This is a genomic window from Methyloversatilis sp., assembly GCF_965284615.1.
GTDB lineage: Bacteria > Pseudomonadota > Gammaproteobacteria > Burkholderiales > Rhodocyclaceae > Methyloversatilis.
On sequence record NZ_OZ260098.1, the window covers coordinates 705,092 to 721,948 of the forward strand.

General features: G+C 64.5%; 15 protein-coding genes and 4 tRNA genes. All 19 read left to right on the forward strand.

Annotated elements, in window-relative coordinates:
• Window positions 1-109: 109 nt before the first annotated feature.
• The 19 genes from ACQ66H_RS03425 to rpoB all read left to right on the forward strand — a co-directional run bounded on the left by ACQ66H_RS03425 (window position 110) and on the right by rpoB (window position 16,820).
• Window positions 110-847 carry a glutathione peroxidase gene (locus ACQ66H_RS03425; protein WP_430432828.1) on the forward strand — a complete coding sequence of 246 codons (738 nt, stop codon included), beginning with the start codon at window positions 110-112 and terminating at the stop codon, window positions 845-847.
• A gap of 98 nt (window positions 848-945) precedes the next feature.
• Window positions 946-2,340 carry a dihydrolipoyl dehydrogenase gene (locus tag ACQ66H_RS03430; RefSeq protein WP_430432829.1) on the forward strand — a complete coding sequence of 465 codons (1,395 nt, stop codon included), beginning with the start codon at window positions 946-948 and terminating at the stop codon, window positions 2,338-2,340.
• Window positions 2,341-2,435: 95 nt separating this feature from the next.
• A complete protein-coding gene (gene bioA, locus ACQ66H_RS03435) occupies window positions 2,436-3,746 on the forward strand; it encodes an adenosylmethionine--8-amino-7-oxononanoate transaminase (RefSeq protein WP_430432830.1) in 1,311 nt (436 codons plus the stop codon).
• Window positions 3,743-4,897 (forward strand): 8-amino-7-oxononanoate synthase, encoded by a 1,155-nt coding sequence (gene bioF, locus ACQ66H_RS03440; protein ID WP_430432831.1) that lies wholly within the window; start codon window positions 3,743-3,745, stop codon window positions 4,895-4,897. The genes bioA and bioF overlap by 4 nt, the downstream gene beginning before the upstream one ends.
• The gene (locus ACQ66H_RS03445; protein ID WP_430432832.1) at window positions 4,890-5,639 is read left to right on the forward strand and encodes an alpha/beta fold hydrolase; all 750 of its coding nucleotides are present in this window, start codon (window positions 4,890-4,892) and stop codon (window positions 5,637-5,639) included. Before bioF ends, ACQ66H_RS03445 begins: the two co-directional genes overlap by 8 nt.
• 49 nt (window positions 5,640-5,688) lie before the next feature.
• Window positions 5,689-6,411, forward strand: coding sequence for a methyltransferase domain-containing protein (locus ACQ66H_RS03450; RefSeq protein WP_430432833.1), 723 nt, complete (start codon window positions 5,689-5,691; stop codon window positions 6,409-6,411).
• A 1-nt stretch (window position 6,412) separates the two neighbouring features.
• On the forward strand, window positions 6,413-7,111 hold the full coding sequence (gene bioD, locus ACQ66H_RS03455; RefSeq protein ID WP_430432834.1) for a dethiobiotin synthase: 699 nt from the start codon (window positions 6,413-6,415) through the stop codon (window positions 7,109-7,111).
• A gap of 66 nt (window positions 7,112-7,177) precedes the next feature.
• Window positions 7,178-7,262, forward strand: a tRNA-Tyr gene (locus ACQ66H_RS03460).
• A gap of 98 nt (window positions 7,263-7,360) precedes the next feature.
• Window positions 7,361-7,434, forward strand: a tRNA-Gly gene (locus ACQ66H_RS03465).
• Between the two features lie 36 nt (window positions 7,435-7,470).
• A tRNA-Thr gene (locus ACQ66H_RS03470) sits at window positions 7,471-7,545 on the forward strand.
• Window positions 7,546-7,635: 90 nt separating this feature from the next.
• Window positions 7,636-8,826, forward strand: coding sequence for an elongation factor Tu (tuf, locus tag ACQ66H_RS03475; RefSeq protein ID WP_430432835.1), 1,191 nt, complete (start codon window positions 7,636-7,638; stop codon window positions 8,824-8,826).
• 45 nt (window positions 8,827-8,871) lie between these two features.
• Window positions 8,872-8,947, forward strand: a tRNA-Trp gene (locus ACQ66H_RS03480).
• Window positions 8,948-9,004: 57 nt separating this feature from the next.
• Entirely contained in the window at window positions 9,005-9,358 is a 354-nt protein-coding gene (gene secE / locus ACQ66H_RS03485; protein WP_024300634.1) for a preprotein translocase subunit SecE, read from the forward strand.
• Entirely contained in the window at window positions 9,355-9,888 is a 534-nt protein-coding gene (gene nusG / locus ACQ66H_RS03490) for a transcription termination/antitermination protein NusG (RefSeq protein WP_430435589.1), read from the forward strand. Before secE ends, nusG begins: the two co-directional genes overlap by 4 nt.
• Window positions 9,889-10,040: 152 nt before the next feature.
• Entirely contained in the window at window positions 10,041-10,472 is a 432-nt protein-coding gene (gene rplK / locus ACQ66H_RS03495) for a 50S ribosomal protein L11 (RefSeq protein ID WP_018228072.1), read from the forward strand.
• 2 nt (window positions 10,473-10,474) lie between these two features.
• Window positions 10,475-11,167, forward strand: a complete 693-nt coding sequence (rplA, locus tag ACQ66H_RS03500; protein ID WP_304001133.1) for a 50S ribosomal protein L1 — start codon at window positions 10,475-10,477, stop codon at window positions 11,165-11,167.
• 266 nt (window positions 11,168-11,433) lie between these two features.
• Window positions 11,434-11,964, forward strand: a complete 531-nt coding sequence (gene rplJ / locus ACQ66H_RS03505) for a 50S ribosomal protein L10 (RefSeq protein WP_019915271.1) — start codon at window positions 11,434-11,436, stop codon at window positions 11,962-11,964.
• A 79-nt stretch (window positions 11,965-12,043) separates the two neighbouring features.
• Window positions 12,044-12,421: a 50S ribosomal protein L7/L12 gene (gene rplL / locus ACQ66H_RS03510; protein ID WP_019915269.1), complete on the forward strand. Its 378-nt coding sequence runs from the start codon at window positions 12,044-12,046 to the stop codon at window positions 12,419-12,421.
• A 322-nt stretch (window positions 12,422-12,743) separates the two neighbouring features.
• Entirely contained in the window at window positions 12,744-16,820 is a 4,077-nt protein-coding gene (rpoB, locus tag ACQ66H_RS03515; protein WP_430432836.1) for a DNA-directed RNA polymerase subunit beta, read from the forward strand.
• Window positions 16,821-16,857 lie beyond the last annotated feature (37 nt).

Consider the following 16,857-nt stretch of genomic DNA (forward strand, 5'->3'; position numbering starts at 1 on the left):
TGGACCGAAGTGTGGCGCATGTCCAGAATGCGTCCTGTCGATGTGCAGCGCCGCAAGCGGCGTGTGGCATCACCCTTTTGAATCCCGTCCATCACTCAAGGAGATGAACATGAGTCTGCAGAACCACGAAGGCAAGCGCGTCCCCAACGTCACTTTCCGCGTTCGCGAGAACAACGAGTGGAAGAACGTCACCACCGAAGATCTGTTCAAGGGCAAGACCGTGGTGGTGTTCTCGCTGCCCGGCGCATTCACGCCCACCTGCTCGTCAACCCATCTGCCGCGCTACAACGAACTGGCGCCGGCGTTCAAGGCAAACGGCGTCAACGACATCCTGTGCGTGTCGGTCAATGACACCTTCGTCATGAACGAATGGGCCAAGGACCAGGAATCCGACAACGTGACCCTGGTTCCCGACGGCAACGGCGAATTCACCGAAGGTATGGGCATGCTGGTTGACAAGGCGGACCTCGGCTTCGGCAAGCGCAGCTGGCGCTATTCGATGCTGGTGAAGGACGGTGTGGTGAGCAAGATGTTCGTCGAGCCACAGGAACCGGGCGACCCGTTCAAGGTGTCCGATGCGGACACGATGCTGAACTACATCAACCCGAACGCGAAGAAGCCGGATCAGGTCGCCATCCTGACCCGCGAGGGTTGCGGCTTCTGCGCCAAGGCCAAGGCGCTGCTGGCGGAGAAGGGCTACCACTACGCCGAGATCAACCTGCCGCACACCGAGCGTTCGCGTGCCCTGGGGGCCATCGTCGGTGCGAAGACCGTGCCGCAGGTGTTCATCAACGGCCAGCACATCGGCGGTTGGGAAGATCTGGAAAAGTGGGCGGCGGCGCAGTAAGCGGCGCTCGATGAACGTACGGCTGGGCGACCCGCCGTACGATCAGGCTTGCGCACCGCAGGGTGCGCAGCCCTGATCGTCCGACCAGGGAGACTGAAATGAAGGAAATGATCGTGGATGTTGCGGTGATCGGCGCCGGTACGGCCGGTCTCGCCGCCTATCGCGCCGCCATCGCTGGCGGCAAGTCGGCTGTCATCATCGAGGGCGGCCCTTACGGCACCACCTGCGCCCGCGTCGGCTGCATGCCGAGCAAGCTGCTGATCGCCGCGGCGGAAGCGGCGCACGTGACCGAGAAGTGGGACGCCTTCGGCATCCGCCTCGAAGGTTCGGTGCGCATCGATGGCCGCGCCGTGATGGAACGCGTGCGCCGCGAGCGCGACCGCTTCGTCGGCTTCGTGGTGCGCGGTGTCGACAGCATTCCTGTCGAGCACAAGCTGCGCGGCTACGCCAAGTTCATCGACGACCGCAGCCTGCAGGTCGATGAACACACGGTGGTCACCTTTGGCCGCGCCGTCATCGCGACCGGCTCGTCGCCGGCGGTGCCGCCGATGCTGAAGCCGGCTGGCAAGCGCCTGATCGTGAACGACGACGTGTTCGACTGGACCGATCTGCCGGAATCGGTGGCCGTGTTCGGCCCGGGCGTGATCGGCCTCGAGATCGGGCAGGCATTGCACCGTCTTGGCGTGCGCGTCGAGGTGTTCGGCCGCGGTCATTTCGTCGGCCCGTTCTCAGATCCGGCGCTGAAGGCCTACGCGACGAACGCCTTCGCCGAGGAGTTTCCGTTGCACGCCGACGCGAAGGTAGTGTCGGTCGAGGAGCGACCGGACGGCGTGCGCATCGTGCAGGAAATGCAGGACGACCGCGTCGTGACCAAGGACTTCCAGTGGGTGATCGCCGCCACCGGCCGCACGCCCAATGTGAAGAACCTCGGGCTGGAGAACACGTCGGTGACGCTCGCTGCCAACGGTGTGCCGGAGTTCGACCGCACGACGATGCAGTGTGGCCGCACGCCGATCTTCATCGCCGGCGACGCCAACAACGATCTGCCGCTGCTGCACGAGGCCGCCGACGAGGGCAGGATCGCCGGCGAGAACGCGGCGCGCTTCCCCGATGTGCAGCCCGGTCTGCGTCGCGAGCCGATCGCGGTGGTGTTTTCCGATCCGCAGCTGGCGACGGTCGGCAAGCGCTTCGTCGATCTGGCGCCGGACAGTTTCGTCACCGGCGAGGTGTCGTTCGAGGACCAGGGCCGTTCGCGCGTCATGCTGCGCAACAAGGGCCTGCTGCACGTGTATGCGGACAAGGCCAGCGGTCGCCTGATCGGCTGCGAAATGATGGGTCCCGACGTCGAGCACCTGGCTCACCTGCTGGCCTGGGCCATGCAGTCGGGCATGACCGTGCAGCGCGCACTCGAAATGCCCTTCTATCACCCGGTGGTGGAAGAGGGACTGCGCACCGCGCTGCGCGACGCGGCGGCGAAGCTCAGCGCAGCGTGATTCCGCCGCCCGCCCGGACGAGGTGCCGGGCGGGCGGTTAGAATACTGGCCTCGTTGCCTCTGCCGTCGGGCGGAGGTGCTGCCGGTGTCGTCACGTGTCCGCTTCAGATTCCCTCGTTTTCCGCAGCCTCGCCGCAGTCTGGCACCCCTGCACGCAGATGCAGTGGCACGCCGACCAGTCGCTGCCGCTGCTCGCGGTCAGCCGCGCGCAGGGGCCGTGGCTGTACGCGCCGGATGGCCGTCGCTACCTCGACGGCATCAGTTCCTGGTGGACCAATCTGTTCGGCCACAGCCACCCGCACATCGTGCAGGCGCTGCGTGACCAGCTCGACACGCTGGACCACGTGATGCTCGCCGGCTTCACGCACGAACCGGTGGTGGCGCTGTCGGAAAAGCTGTCGGCCCTGACCGGCGGCCGCCTCGGCCACGCCTTCTACGCGTCGGACGGCGCATCGGCGACGGAGATCGCGCTGAAGATGTCGCTGCATTACTGGCGCAACAGTGGGCGGCCGGAAAAGAACGAGTTCATCTGCTTCGCCGGCAGCTACCACGGCGAAACGGTCGGCGCGCTGGCGGTGACCGACGTTCCACTGTTCCGCGACGCCTATGCGCCCATGGTGCGCGGGGCGCACGTGCTGCCCAGTCCGGCGTCGAGCACACCGCTGCACGCACTCGACGCGCTGACCGTATTCCTCGAAGCCCACCACGCGCGGATCGCCGCGCTGATCATCGAACCGCGGGTGCAGTGTGCTGGCGGCTTCGCGATGCACGACGCAGGCTGGCTCAGTGCGGCACGTGCGCTGTGCGACGTCTATGAGGTGCATCTGATCGCCGACGAGATCGCGGTCGGCTGCGGCCGCACCGGCACCTTCTTCGCGAGCGAGCAGTCGCTGGATGCCGACGGCGAGGGCTGGCCGGATTTCATCTGCCTGTCCAAAGGCATCACCGGCGGCACGCTGCCGTTGTCTCTGGTGCTGAGCAAGCCCTTCGTGTTCGAGGCCTTTCTCGACGACACGATGGCGCGCGGCTTCCTGCATTCGCATTCCTACACCGGCAATCCGCTCGCTTGCCGCGCCGCGCTGGCGACACTGGAACTGTTCGAACAGCTCGACGTGCTGGAACGCAACAGGGCCTGGGCGCGGACTTTCAGCGAGGCGCTGGCACCGCTTGCGGCGCATCCGGCCGCCCGCGATTACCGCCAGGCCGGCATGATCTGGGCGCTCGACGTCGATACGTCGCACAGCGATTTCAGCCGCCGTTTTTACCGTGAAGCGCTGGCGCGCGAACTGCTGCTGCGACCGATAGGCAATACGCTGTACTTCATGCCGCCCTACGTGCTCGATGAAGCGCAGAGCGCGTTGCTTGCGCAAGGGGCGCTGGCGGCGCTGGACGCCGCCCTCGCATGAGCGCGACCGACTTTCGCGCCCGCCTCGAAGCACTGGCGGCGGACGATCTGCGGCGCACCCGCGTGGTGCTGGACGCGCCCTGCGGCCCGGAGGCGATGGTCGATGGGCATCGTCTGGTTTCCTTCGCCGGCAACGATTATCTCGGGCTCGCCAATCACCCCGAGATCGTCAACGCCTTCCGCGCCGGCGCCGCACGCTGGGGCGCGGGCGCCGGCGCGTCGCATCTGGTCAGCGGCCACCAGCGACCGCACGAGGAACTGGAGGTCGCGCTGGCTCGTTTCATCGGATTGCCGCGCGCGCTCTATTTCTCGACCGGCTACATGGCCAACCTCGCCGTGATTCCGGCGCTCGCCGGTCGCGGTGACACGGTGATCGCCGACCGGCTGAACCACGCTTCGCTGGTCGATGCCGCCTTGCTGTCGCGCGCCACGGTGCGTCGCTATCCGCACGGCGACGTCGCTGCTGCTGCGCGCATGCTCGAAGCCGCCGACGGCCGCAAGCTCGTCGTGACCGACGGCGTGTTCAGCATGGACGGCGATATGGCGCCGCTGCCCGAGCTGCTCGCGCTGTGCGAACGGCACGACGCACTGCTGGTGGTCGATGACGCGCACGGCTTCGGTGTGCTGGGAGAGCAGGGGCGCGGCGTGTTGTCGCACTTCGGCATCGCGTCGCCGCGCGTGATCTACGTCGGTACGCTGGGCAAGGCGGCCGGTGTGGCCGGCGCCTTTGTTGCCGGCGACGCGGACGCGATCGAATGGCTGATGCAGACCGGCCGCAGCTACCGCTACACCACTGCAGCGCCCGCGGCGACCGCCTGTGCGGTGCGGGCGAGCCTGCGCTTGATCGAGGCGGGCGATGAGCGGCGGGCGCGTCTGGCGGAACATCGTCTGCGCATGCGGCAGGCGCTCGCGACATGCAGATGGCCGCTTATGCCGTCCGACACGGCAATCCAGCCGGTGCGGGTTGGCGGCAATTCCGAGGTGCTGGCGCTGTCGGCGCGGCTGCACGAGCGAGGTCTGTGGGTGCCGGCCATTCGGCCGCCGACGGTGCCTGCCGGCAGTGCCCGCTTGCGTGTGTCGCTCAGCGCGGCGCACGAGGCCGCACACATCGACGCGCTGTGCGCTGCGCTGAACGAGGTCGGTCATGAATGAGGTGCTGGCCGCCCGTCATTACGGCACGCAGGGGCCGCGCGTCGCACTGGTGCACGGCTGGGGCTGGGACGGCCGCCTGCTGACGCCGCTGGCGCAGACGCTGGGCGCATTTTGCCATGTCGTCCAGCCCGATCTCCCCGGCTACGGACTGAACGTCGGCCGACGCTGCGACGGTTTCGACGACTGCGTCGATCAGCTCGCGCAGGCGGTACCCGATGCCGAGGTGCTGGTCGGCTGGTCGCTGGGTGGCCTGCTGGCGATTGCCTGGGCGGCGCGGGCGCCGGTGCGCCGGCTGGTTCTGGTTGGTGCGTCGCCGCGCTTCATGCAGGCTGCCGACTGGCCGCTTGGCATGACCGAAGAGCGTTTCGATGCCTTTGCCGACGGCCTCGAGCAGGACCCGCGGCGCACCCGCGCTCGCTTTGCCGCGCTGGCCGCGCTCGGCGACAGCGATGCACGCGGCGTGCGGGGCGCGATGGCGGCGTTGATGGACGACGTGCCACCGACCGCTCCGGCGCTACGTCAGGGACTTGACTGGTTGCGCGAGCGGGATCTCCGGGACACCTTGCGTTCGCTTCCAATACCCCTGAGCTGCCTGCACGGTGAGCAGGACCACGTGGTCTCTTTGGGCGCAGCGCCCAAAGAGACCACTGCGCGCTGGATGCGGGTGCCGGGCGCGGCGCATCTGCCCTGGCGGCATCGCGACCTCTCCGATCTGTGCTCATGGGTGTGCGCCGATGACTGAGCGCACCGCGATACGGTCCTCGTTTTCGCGGGCGGCGACGCGCTATGCCGTGGCGGCCGGGCTGCAGCGCGTGGTGTGCGACCGCCTGCTCGAGTTGCTGCCGGACAGATCCGCCCGGCTGGTGCTCGACCTCGGCTGCGGGACCGGCTTCGCGTTAACCGGCTTGCACGCGCGTTTTCCTCAGGCGATGCATTGCGCGGTCGATTTCTCGTTGGGCATGTTGCGTGCCCACGAACGAAGTCACGGAGTGACGCGCGTCTGCGCCGATGCGCACCGCCTGCCGCTTGCCTCGACGAGCGCGGATGTCGTGTCTTCCAGCCTGATGTTGCAGTGGTGCGATCTGCCGATCGCGCTGGCCGAGTGTCGGCGCGTCCTCCGGGAGGGCGGCCATATGTGTTTCAGCACTGTTCTCGACGGCACACTCGCCGAGATCGATGACGCGTTCGCCGGTCTGGATGCGCATCGTCACACGGTGTCATTTCCCGCGCCCGAGTTGCTGAATGCCGCACTGACCGAAGCCGGCTTCGCGGTGGACCTGATGCGCCGCGAAACGCATGTCGAGTACTTTGCCGATGCGCGCGCACTGCTGCAGTCGAACCGCGACATCGGCGCGTCGCACGTGCCGGACGGCGCGCGCCGTGCTCTGCTCGGCCGCGCGGCACTGCGGCAGGTGTGTAATCGCCTGGAGGCACGGCGCGAGGCGCGTGGCGTGCCTCTGACCTATCAACTGGCCTGGGTGGTCGCGCGAGCGTCCTCGGGCGACCGGAGCTGACATGAGCGAGGGAAAGCTGCATTTCGTCATTGGCACCGACACCGGGGTCGGCAAGACGCTGGTGTCCTGCGCGCTGATCGAGGCGCTGCGTGCAAGCGGCGTGAACGCGGTCGGCATGAAGCCGGTGGCTTCAGGCGCGTCGCCCGACGTCACCGGCCGCCTGGCGAACGAGGACGCCGACGCGCTGGCGCAGGCCAGCGGGCTCGACCAGCCGACGGCGCTGACCAATCCCTATCTGTTCGAGGCGCCGCTGGCTCCGCACGTCGCCGCGCAACGCGAGGGCCGATCGATCGAGCGATCCGTGGTGCTGGATGCCCTGTCTGCGCTGCGCGCGGAGGCGGATCACGTTATCGTCGAAGGCGTCGGCGGCTTTGTCGTGCCCTTGCGCGACGACTGGACGACCGCCGACCTGGCGGTTGACATCGGGGCGCCGCTGATTCTGGTCGTCGGACTGCGGCTGGGCTGCATCAATCACGCATTGCTGACGGCCGAGGCGGCGCGCGCGCGCGGGTTGACGCTGGCCGGCTGGGTCGCGAACTGCCAGCCCGAGGGCATGCTGGAGCAGGAGGCGACGATTTCCGCGCTGAAAAGTCGCCTCAGCGCGCCAATTCTTGGCATAATCCCGCGGCTGTCCGGCGCCGATTCAAAAACTGCATCGCGCCTGCTGGACATCCAGCCGCTGCTGGCTTCTCCCGCATGAATTTTTTGTTCCGGGGTTTGACAGCGCAAGAAACCCTCACCATAATCGCGGGTTTCGCTGGTCGCCGGAGGGGTTCCCGAGCGGTCAAAGGGATCAGACTGTAAATCTGACGGCTCTGCCTTCGAAGGTTCGAATCCTTCCCCCTCCACCACAACCCTTGAGCAAACAGGGTTCTGGCAAGACGGCGAGAAAGTTGCAGCAAACATCGCGAGTGCATGTCGCCGCGATGGGGTGGTAGGGAGCGGTTTGGCGGGAGTAGTTCAATGGTAGAACCTTAGCCTTCCAAGCTAATGACGCGGGTTCGATTCCCGTCTCCCGCTCCACGGCTCGGGCGTGTGTCCGGGCAAAGATGTTTCAGTGCCCATGTAGCTCAGTGGCAGAGCACTCCCTTGGTAAGGGAGAGGTCGGCAGTTCAATCCTGCCCATGGGCACCAAAATTTTTTGCGTGCGGCATCCTGGTGACAACTGAGGATGTCAGTCGATGTTTGACGCAGATCTCTATCAAGCAACCAGGGTGATCGAAAATGGCAAAGGGAAAGTTTGAGCGCACCAAGCCGCACGTGAACGTGGGCACGATTGGTCACGTTGACCATGGCAAGACGACGCTGACGGCGGCGATCACGACGATTCTGTCGTCGAAGTTCGGTGGTGAAGCGAAGGCATACGATCAGATTGACGCGGCGCCGGAAGAGAAGGCGCGCGGCATCACGATCAACACGGCGCACGTTGAGTACGAAACGGCGACCCGTCACTACGCGCACGTTGATTGCCCGGGTCACGCTGACTACGTGAAGAACATGATTACCGGTGCTGCGCAGATGGACGGCGCCATTCTGGTGTGTTCGGCCGCTGACGGCCCGATGCCGCAGACGCGCGAGCACATCCTGCTGGCCCGCCAGGTTGGTGTGCCGTACATCGTCGTGTTCCTGAACAAGTGCGACATGGTCAACGACGCCGAGCTGCTCGAGCTGGTCGAAATGGAAGTGCGCGAGCTGCTGTCGAAGTACGACTTCCCGGGCGACGACGTGCCCATCGTCAAGGGTTCGGCCCTGAAGGCGCTGGAAGGCGACAAGACCGACCTGGGCGAAGGTGCCATCATGGCGCTGGCTGCTGCGCTGGACAGCTACATCCCGACGCCGGAGCGCGCGGTGGATGGCGCCTTCCTGATGCCGATCGAAGACGTGTTCTCGATCTCGGGTCGCGGCACTGTGGTGACCGGTCGTATCGAGCGCGGTATCGTGAAGGTCGGTGAGGAAATCGAAATCGTCGGTATCAAGCCGACGGTGAAGACCACCTGCACCGGCGTTGAAATGTTCCGCAAGCTGCTGGATCAGGGTCAGGCGGGCGACAACGTTGGCGTGCTGCTGCGCGGCACCAAGCGTGAAGACGTGGAGCGTGGTCAGGTTCTGGCGAAGCCGGGCTCGATCAAGCCGCACACGCATTTCACGGCCGAGATCTACGTGCTGTCGAAGGAAGAAGGCGGTCGTCATACGCCGTTCTTTAACGGCTACCGTCCGCAGTTCTACTTCCGCACGACGGACGTGACCGGCTCGATCGAGCTGCCGGCCGGCACCGAAATGGTGATGCCGGGCGACAACGTTTCGATCACGGTGAAGCTGATCGCCCCGATCGCGATGGAAGAAGGTCTGCGCTTCGCGATCCGCGAAGGCGGCCGTACTGTCGGCGCCGGCGTGGTTGCAAAGATCGTCGAGTAAAGAGTTGTACTCCGGGTCGCGCGTGCGGCCCGGTTCGCGTTTTGCAGGGGCATAGCTCAATTGGCAGAGCGTCGGTCTCCAAAACCGAAGGTTGGGGGTTCGATTCCCTCTGCCCCTGCCACTCCGGTGGCCAAGCCGGACAAAATTTTGCGGAGTGCGTGCGCACTTCCGGATGCTCATGACTGACCAGTTGAAGCTTGCGCTGGCCATTGCCCTGTTGATTGCGGGTGTGGCCGGCTTTTATGTTTTTGCCGACCAGATCATGGCTGTGCGGGTGCTGTCCGTGCTCGCGGGTCTGGGTGCCGGTATCGCGGTGGCGTGGTTCACCGAGCCGGGGCGGCGCTTCATCGTTTTTGCCAACGAGTCGGTGGCCGAGGCCAAGAAGGTTGCCTGGCCCAGCCGCAAAGAAACGCTGCAGACCACTGCCATCGTGTTCGGCTTCGTGGTCGTGATGGCGCTGTTTCTGTGGTTGACCGACAAGAGTCTCGAGTGGGTGTTGTACGACCTGATCCTGGGCTGGAAGAAATCATGAGCAAACGTTGGTACGTTGTGCACGCCTATTCCGGCTTTGAGAAGTCGGTTCAGCGCGCGCTGACCGAGCGTGTTGCGCGTTCGGGCATGCAGGATAAGTTCGGCCAGATTCTCGTGCCGGTCGAGGAAGTGATCGAAATGCGCGGCGGCCAGAAGGCCGTGTCCGAGCGCAAGTTCTTCCCTGGCTATGTGCTCGTCGAGATGGAGATGGACGAGGACAGCTGGCACCTGGTCAAGAGCACGCCGAAAGTGACTGGCTTTGTTGGCGGCTCGGCCAACAAGCCGACGCCGATTTCCGACAAGGAAGTCAACAAGATCATGCAGCAGATGCAGGAAGGGGTGGAGAAGCCCCGTCCCAAGGTGCTGTTCGAGGTGGGCGAGCTGGTGCGTGTCAAGGAAGGTCCTTTCACCGACTTCAATGGATCGGTGGAAAGCGTCAATTACGAAAAGAGCCGTCTGCATGTGTCGGTGACCATCTTTGGTCGTGCGACGCCGGTCGAGCTCGAGTTTTCGCAGGTCGAGAAGGTCTGACCTGAAGTTCAAGGCGGTGCCGCAAGGCGCCGCCACGGTGCGCGGCAGGGCCTTCCGGGTCTGCCGCGTGATTGTTTCCGGCGCTCACGCGCCGGATGAGGAGTGGTCGGGCCTGCGTGTCCGCCACGCTATCACTCGCAACTGGAGTCATCATGGCGAAGAAAATCGTCGGCTACGTGAAGCTGCAAGTGCCGGCCGGCAAGGCGAACCCGTCGCCCCCGATCGGTCCCGCGCTGGGTCAGCGCGGTCTGAACATCATGGAGTTCTGCAAGGCGTTCAACGCGCAGACCCAGGGCATGGAACCGGGTCTGCCGATCCCGGTGGTGATCACCGCTTATGCGGACAAGTCCTTCACCTTCGTGATGAAGTCGCCCCCGGCGACCATCCTGATCAAGAAGGCTGCCGGCATCACCAAGGGCTCGCCGAAGCCGCATACCGACAAGGTCGGCAAGGTCACCCGCGCCCAGCTCGAAGAGATCGCGAAGGTGAAGAACAAGGATCTGACCGCTGCCGATCTGGATGCCGCTGTGCGCACGATCGCCGGTTCCGCCCGCAGCATGGGCATCACGGTGGAGGGCCTGTAATCATGGCAAAGCTCTCGAAGCGCGTTCAGGCGCTGCGCGCCAAGGTTGATCGCAACCGCGCATACCCGCTGGCCGACGCGCTGGCGCTGGTCAAGGAAACGGCCAACGCCAAGTTCGACGAGTCGGTCGATCTGGCCGTGAATCTGGGTATCGATGCGAAGAAGTCGGACCAGCTGGTCCGCGGCTCGGTCGTGTTGCCTGCCGGCACCGGCAAGAGCGTGCGCGTCGCCGTGTTCGCCCAGGGCGCCAAGGCCGAGGAAGCCAAGGCTGCTGGCGCCGATGTCGTCGGTTTCGACGACCTGGCGGCTCAGGTCAAGGAAGGCAATCTGAACTTCGACGTGGCCATCGCCACGCCGGACGCAATGCGCGTCGTCGGCGCGCTGGGCCAGATCCTCGGTCCGCGTGGCCTGATGCCGAACCCGAAGGTCGGCACCGTGACGATGGACGTGACCACCGCGGTCAAGAACGCCAAGGCCGGTCAGGTGCAGTACCGCACCGACAAGGGCGGCATCGTCCAGTGCACGGTCGGTCGTGCCTCCTTCACGCCGGAACAGCTGACGACCAACATCAAGGCTCTGATCGAAGCGCTGAACAAGGCGCGTCCGGCAGCCGCCAAGGGTGTCTACCTGCGCAAGGTGTCGGTGACGACCACCATGGGCGTCGGCATCCGCGTCGATCAGGCGACGGTGCAGTAAGGAATTGAATTCGCGCCCGGTTCGCCGGGCGCATGACAACAGGACTTTGGGCCGCCGCGGCCAGCATGGCGCGGCGGGTTGTCAAAGACCGCAGGTGCCCGCAAGGGTCTAATGGTGCGCAAGTGCCGCCTGCGCAGATGGCGTTACCCGACACAGGATGGATGGTGTCCTTACGGACAGTCTCTTCTCCTGAATACGGTCGCCGCACGTGGTTGATCCGGTGAGCAGTAATGCGATCCGGACGACTGTAATCATGGGAGTAAACCTTGGCACTCAATCTCGATCAGAAGAAGGAAGTGGTTGCCGGCGTATCCGCTGCAGTTGCGGGCGCGCAAGTAATCGTGATCGCCGAGAACAAAGGTCTGGAAGTGGGCGATGTCACGCGTTTGCGTGCCCAGGCCCGTGCGCAGGGCGTCTACCTGCGTGTTCTGAAGAACACGCTGGCTCGTCGCGCTGTTGCGGGTACCCCGTTCGAGGGGTTGGCGAATGAAATGACCGGTCCGCTGCTTTACGGCATGTCGGCCGATCCGGTTTCGGCCGCGAAGGTCATTCAGGATTTCGCCAAGGGCAACGACAAGCTGGTGATTCGCGGTGGCGCGCTGGCCAATTACGTCATGGACGCCGCTGGCGTCAAGGCGCTGGCCTCCATGCCGAGCCGCGAAGAGCTGCTGGCCACCCTTCTGGGCACGATGCAGGCGCCGATCGCCAAGTTCGTTCAGACGCTCAACGAGGTTCCGGGCAAGTTTGTCCGTACCGTTGCAGCCCTGCGCGACGAACGCGAAAAGCAGTCCGCTTAAGTTCAGGCCTCAATTCAGATCAAGCAATCATCCGCGCGACTGCATGTTGATGCACCGCGCTTGAAACAGGAGTTTTGAAATGTCCGTTAGCAAAGACCAGATTCTGGAAGCCATCTCCGCCATGACCGTTCTCGAGCTGTCGCAGCTCATCAAGGACATGGAAGAGAAGTTCGGCGTGTCGGCTGCTGCCGCTGTGGCCGTTGCCGCCCCGGCTGCCGGCGCCGCTGCCCCGGCTGCTGAAGAGAAGACCGAATTCACCGTCGTTCTGGCCGCTGCCGGCGAGAAGAAGGTTGAAGTCATCAAGGTCGTGCGTGCAGTGACCGGCCTGGGCCTGAAGGAAGCCAAGGACCTGGTTGATGGCGCTCCGAAGCCCGTCAAGGAAGGCATCTCCAAGGCCGACGCTGAAGCCCTGAAGAAGCAGCTGGAAGAAGCCGGCGCCAAGGTCGAACTGAAGTAATTCGACTCTGGTTGGCGGGAGCGCGTGCTTTGCGGCACGCGCTCCCGTTGTCGTTTATGCAGCATGTTCGGAATACCAGGAAAACGCGGCACTAAACCGCCTTTTCCTTGTCTTCCGAAGCGATCACGGAAGACCGTCGTCGGTCGAGCGAAAGTCCCGCCTCGGGTGTTCAACCCGCGCTTTCGCTGTCAGCCCAGGGGTTGGTAGAGGCCAACCGCCGGTGACGCTGTCCTGATTGCATTCCGTGGTGAAACACGGGTCGCGCGCCGGGTGGCGCACGACCCGTTTTCCCCGGCCATCGCACTCTTTGTCCGGAGATTTCATGGCCTATACCTACACCGAGAAGAAACGCATCCGCAAGAGCTTTGCCAAGCGTGATGCGGTGCTCGACGTGCCCTTCCTGCTGGCCACCCAGCTGGAGTCCTACACGCAGTTCCTGCAGACCGACGTGCCGCTCGAGCATCGTCGCAATCAGGGCCTGCAGGCCGCATTCACGTCGATCTTCCCGATCAGCTCGCACTCCGGCAATGCCCGTCTCGAGTTCGTCCACTACATGCTGGGCGAACCGGCCTTCGATGTGAAGGAATGTCATCAGCGCGGTCTGACCTTCGCCAGCCCGCTGCGCGCGCGCGTCCGTCTGGTCATCATGGACCGCGAAGCGCCGAAGGAAACGATCAAGGAAGTGAAGGAGCAGGAAGTGTACATGGGCGAAATTCCGCTCATGACGACCACCGGCTCCTTCGTCATCAATGGCACCGAGCGTGTCATCGTCAGCCAGCTGCACCGTTCGCCCGGCGTGTTCTTCGAGCACGACCGCGGCAAGACGCACAGTTCGGGCAAGCTGCTGTTCTCGGCCCGCATCATCCCGTATCGTGGCTCCTGGCTCGACTTCGAATTCGACCCGAAGGACTACCTGTACTTCCGCGTGGACCGTCGCCGCAAGATGCCGGTGACCATCCTGCTGAAGGCCATCGGCATGATGCCGGAACAGATCCTCGAAACCTTCTTCGACTTCGACAGCTTCAATCTGGCGTCGAAGAGCGGCATCCAGATGAAGCTGGTGCCGGAACGTCTGCGCGGCGAAATCGCCAAATTCGACATCGTCGATGCGTCGGGCAAGGTCGTGGTCGCCAAGGACAAGCGCATCACCGCCAAGCACATCCGTGAACTGGCCGAATCGGGCACCGAATCCATCGCCGTGCCGGAAGACTTCCTGGTCGGCCGCGTGATCGCGACCGCCGTCGTCGATCAGGACAGCGGCGAAATCCTCGCCAACGCGAACGACGAAATCACCGAAGACCTGCTGGCCAAGATGTCGGCCGCCGGCGTCGGCGAGATCAGCACGCTGTACACCAATGATCTGGACCGCGGCCCCTACATCTCGCAGACCCTGCGTACCGATGAGACCGCCGATCAGTGGTCGGCCCGCGTGGCCATCTACCGCATGATGCGTCCGGGCGAGCCGCCCACGGAAGATGCGGTGGAAACGCTGTTCCACGGCCTGTTCTACTCGGAAGAGCGCTACGACCTGTCGGCCGTCGGTCGCATGAAGTTCAACCGCCGTGTTGGTCGTGACGCCATCGAAGGCGCGCCGACGCTGTCGAACGAAGACATCGTCAACGTGATCAGGATCCTGGTGGATCTGCGCAACGGCAAGGGCGAGATCGACGATATCGACCACCTCGGCAACCGCCGCGTGCGTTCTGTCGGCGAACTGGCCGAGAACCAGTTCCGCGCCGGTCTGGTGCGTGTCGAGCGTGCGGTGAAGGAACGCCTGTCGCAGGCTGAGTCGGACAACCTGATGCCGCATGACCTGATCAACGCCAAGCCGATTTCGGCCGCGATCAAGGAGTTCTTCGGTTCCAGCCAACTGTCGCAGTTCATGGACCAGACCAACCCGCTGTCGGAAATCACGCACAAGCGTCGCGTGTCCGCTCTGGGTCCGGGCGGTCTGACGCGCGAGCGTGCAGGCTTCGAAGTGCGCGACGTGCACCCGACCCACTATGGCCGCGTGTGCCCGATCGAAACGCCTGAAGGTCCGAACATCGGCCTGATCAACTCGCTCGCGCTATATGCCCGCACCAACAAGTACGGCTTCCTGGAAACGCCGTATCGCCGCGTCGATGCCGGCCGCGTGACCGACCAGATCGACTTCCTGTCGGCGATCGAGGAAGGCAAGTACGTGATCGCGCAGGCGAATGCCTCGCTGGATGGTGAAGGCGCGCTGAGCGACGAGCTGGTGTCCTGCCGCCACAAGGGCGAATTCATGCTGTTGACGCCCGACCAGGTCCAGTACATGGACATCGCGCCGGGCCAGATCGTGTCGGTTGCTGCATCGCTGATTCCGTTCCTCGAACACGATGACGCGAACCGCGCACTGATGGGCGCCAACATGCAGCGTCAGGCCGTGCCCTGCCTGCGTCCGGAGAAGGCCTTCGTCGGTACCGGCATCGAACGCACCGTGGCGGTCAACTCGGGTACGGCGGTGCAGGCGCTGCGCGGCGGTGTGGTCGACTACGTCGATGCCAGCCGTGTCGTGGTCCGCGTCAATGACGAGGAAACCGTGCCGGGCGAAGTCGGCGTCAACATCTACAACCTGGTCAAGTACACCCGCTCGAACCAGAACACCAACATCAATCAGCGTCCGGTCGTGAAGATCGGCGACATCATCGCCAAGGGCGACGTGGTGGCCGACGGCGCCTCGACCGATCTCGGCGAACTGGCCCTCGGCCAGAACATGCTTGTCGCGTTCATGCCGTGGAACGGCTACAACTTCGAGGATTCGATCCTGCTGTCGGAGCGCGTCGTCGCTGAAGACCGCTTCACGTCGGTCCACATCGAAGAGCTGACCGTGGTCGCCCGCGACACCAAGCTGGGCCCCGAGGAAATCACGCGCGATATCGCGTCGCTCGGCGAAGCACAGCTCGGCCGTCTGGACGAGTCCGGCATCGTGTACATCGGCGCCGAAGTCGAAGCCGGTGACGTGCTGGTCGGTAAGGTGACGCCGAAGGGCGAAACCCAGCTGACGCCGGAGGAGAAGCTGCTGCGCGCCATCTTCGGCGAGAAGGCTTCGGACGTGAAGGACACCTCGCTGCGCGTACCGTCCGGCATGAACGGCACGGTGATCGACGTACAGGTGTTCACTCGCGAAGGCATCGAGCGCGACAAGCGCGCGCAGTCCATCATCGACGACATGCTGCGCGGCTATCGCCAGGATCTGGGCGACCAGATGCGCATCGTCGAACGCGACACCTTCGCCCGTATCGAGCGTCTGCTGATCGGCCGCGTGGCCAACGGCGGCCCGAAGCGCCTGGCCAAGGGCGCGACCATCACGCGTGAGTACCTGGACGGCGTCGAGCCGCACAGCTGGTTCGACATCCGCATGGCCGAGGAGGACATCGCCGGCCAGCTGGAAAGCCTGCGCGAATCGCTGGAGAAGACCCGCACCGACTTCGACCTCGCTTTCGAGCTGAAGAAGAAGAAGCTCACCCAGGGCGACGAGCTGCCGCCGGGCGTGCAGAAGATGGTCAAGGTCTATCTGGCGGTGAAGCGTCGCCTGCAGCCGGGCGACAAGATGGCCGGCCGCCACGGCAACAAGGGTGTGGTGTCGAAGATCACGCCGATCGAAGACATGCCCTACATGGAAGATGGCACCTCGGTCGATATCGTGCTGAACCCGCTGGGCGTGCCGTCGCGGATGAACATCGGTCAGATCCTGGAAACCCACCTTGGCATGGCTGCTCGCGGCCTGGGCAAGAAGATCGACGCGATGCTGCGCCGTCAGGCCAATATGGCCGAACTGCGTGCCTTCCTCGACGAGATCTACAACCGCAGCGGCACCAGCGAAGACATCGCCTCGCTGAACGACGGCGAAGTGCTGGAACTGGCGAGCAACCTGAAGCACGGCGTGCCGTTCGCGACGCCGGTGTTCGACGGTGCGCACGAAGGTGAGATCCGCCGCATGCTGGAACTGGCCGATATGCCGGCTGGCGGCCAGATGACGCTGTACGACGGCCGCACTGGCGAAGCGTTCGAACGCCAGGTCACCGTGGGCTACATGCACGTGCTGAAGCTGCATCACCTGGTCAACGACAAGATGCACGCCCGTTCGACCGGCCCGTACTCGCTGGTCACGCAGCAGCCGCTGGGTGGCAAGGCGCAGTTCGGTGGTCAGCGTTTCGGTGAGATGGAAGTGTGGGCGCTGGAGGCGTACGGCGCTTCCTACACCCTGCAGGAAATGCTCACCGTGAAGTCCGATGACGTGACCGGCCGTACCAAGGTCTACGAAAACATCGTCAAGGGCGAGCACAAGATCGATGCCGGCATGCCGGAGTCGTTCAACGTGCTGGTGAAGGAAATCCGATCCCTGGCCATCGACATTGATTTGGAGCGGTTCTAGGACTGGGCGCGAACGCGTTCCGCCTAGCCCCTAGCCA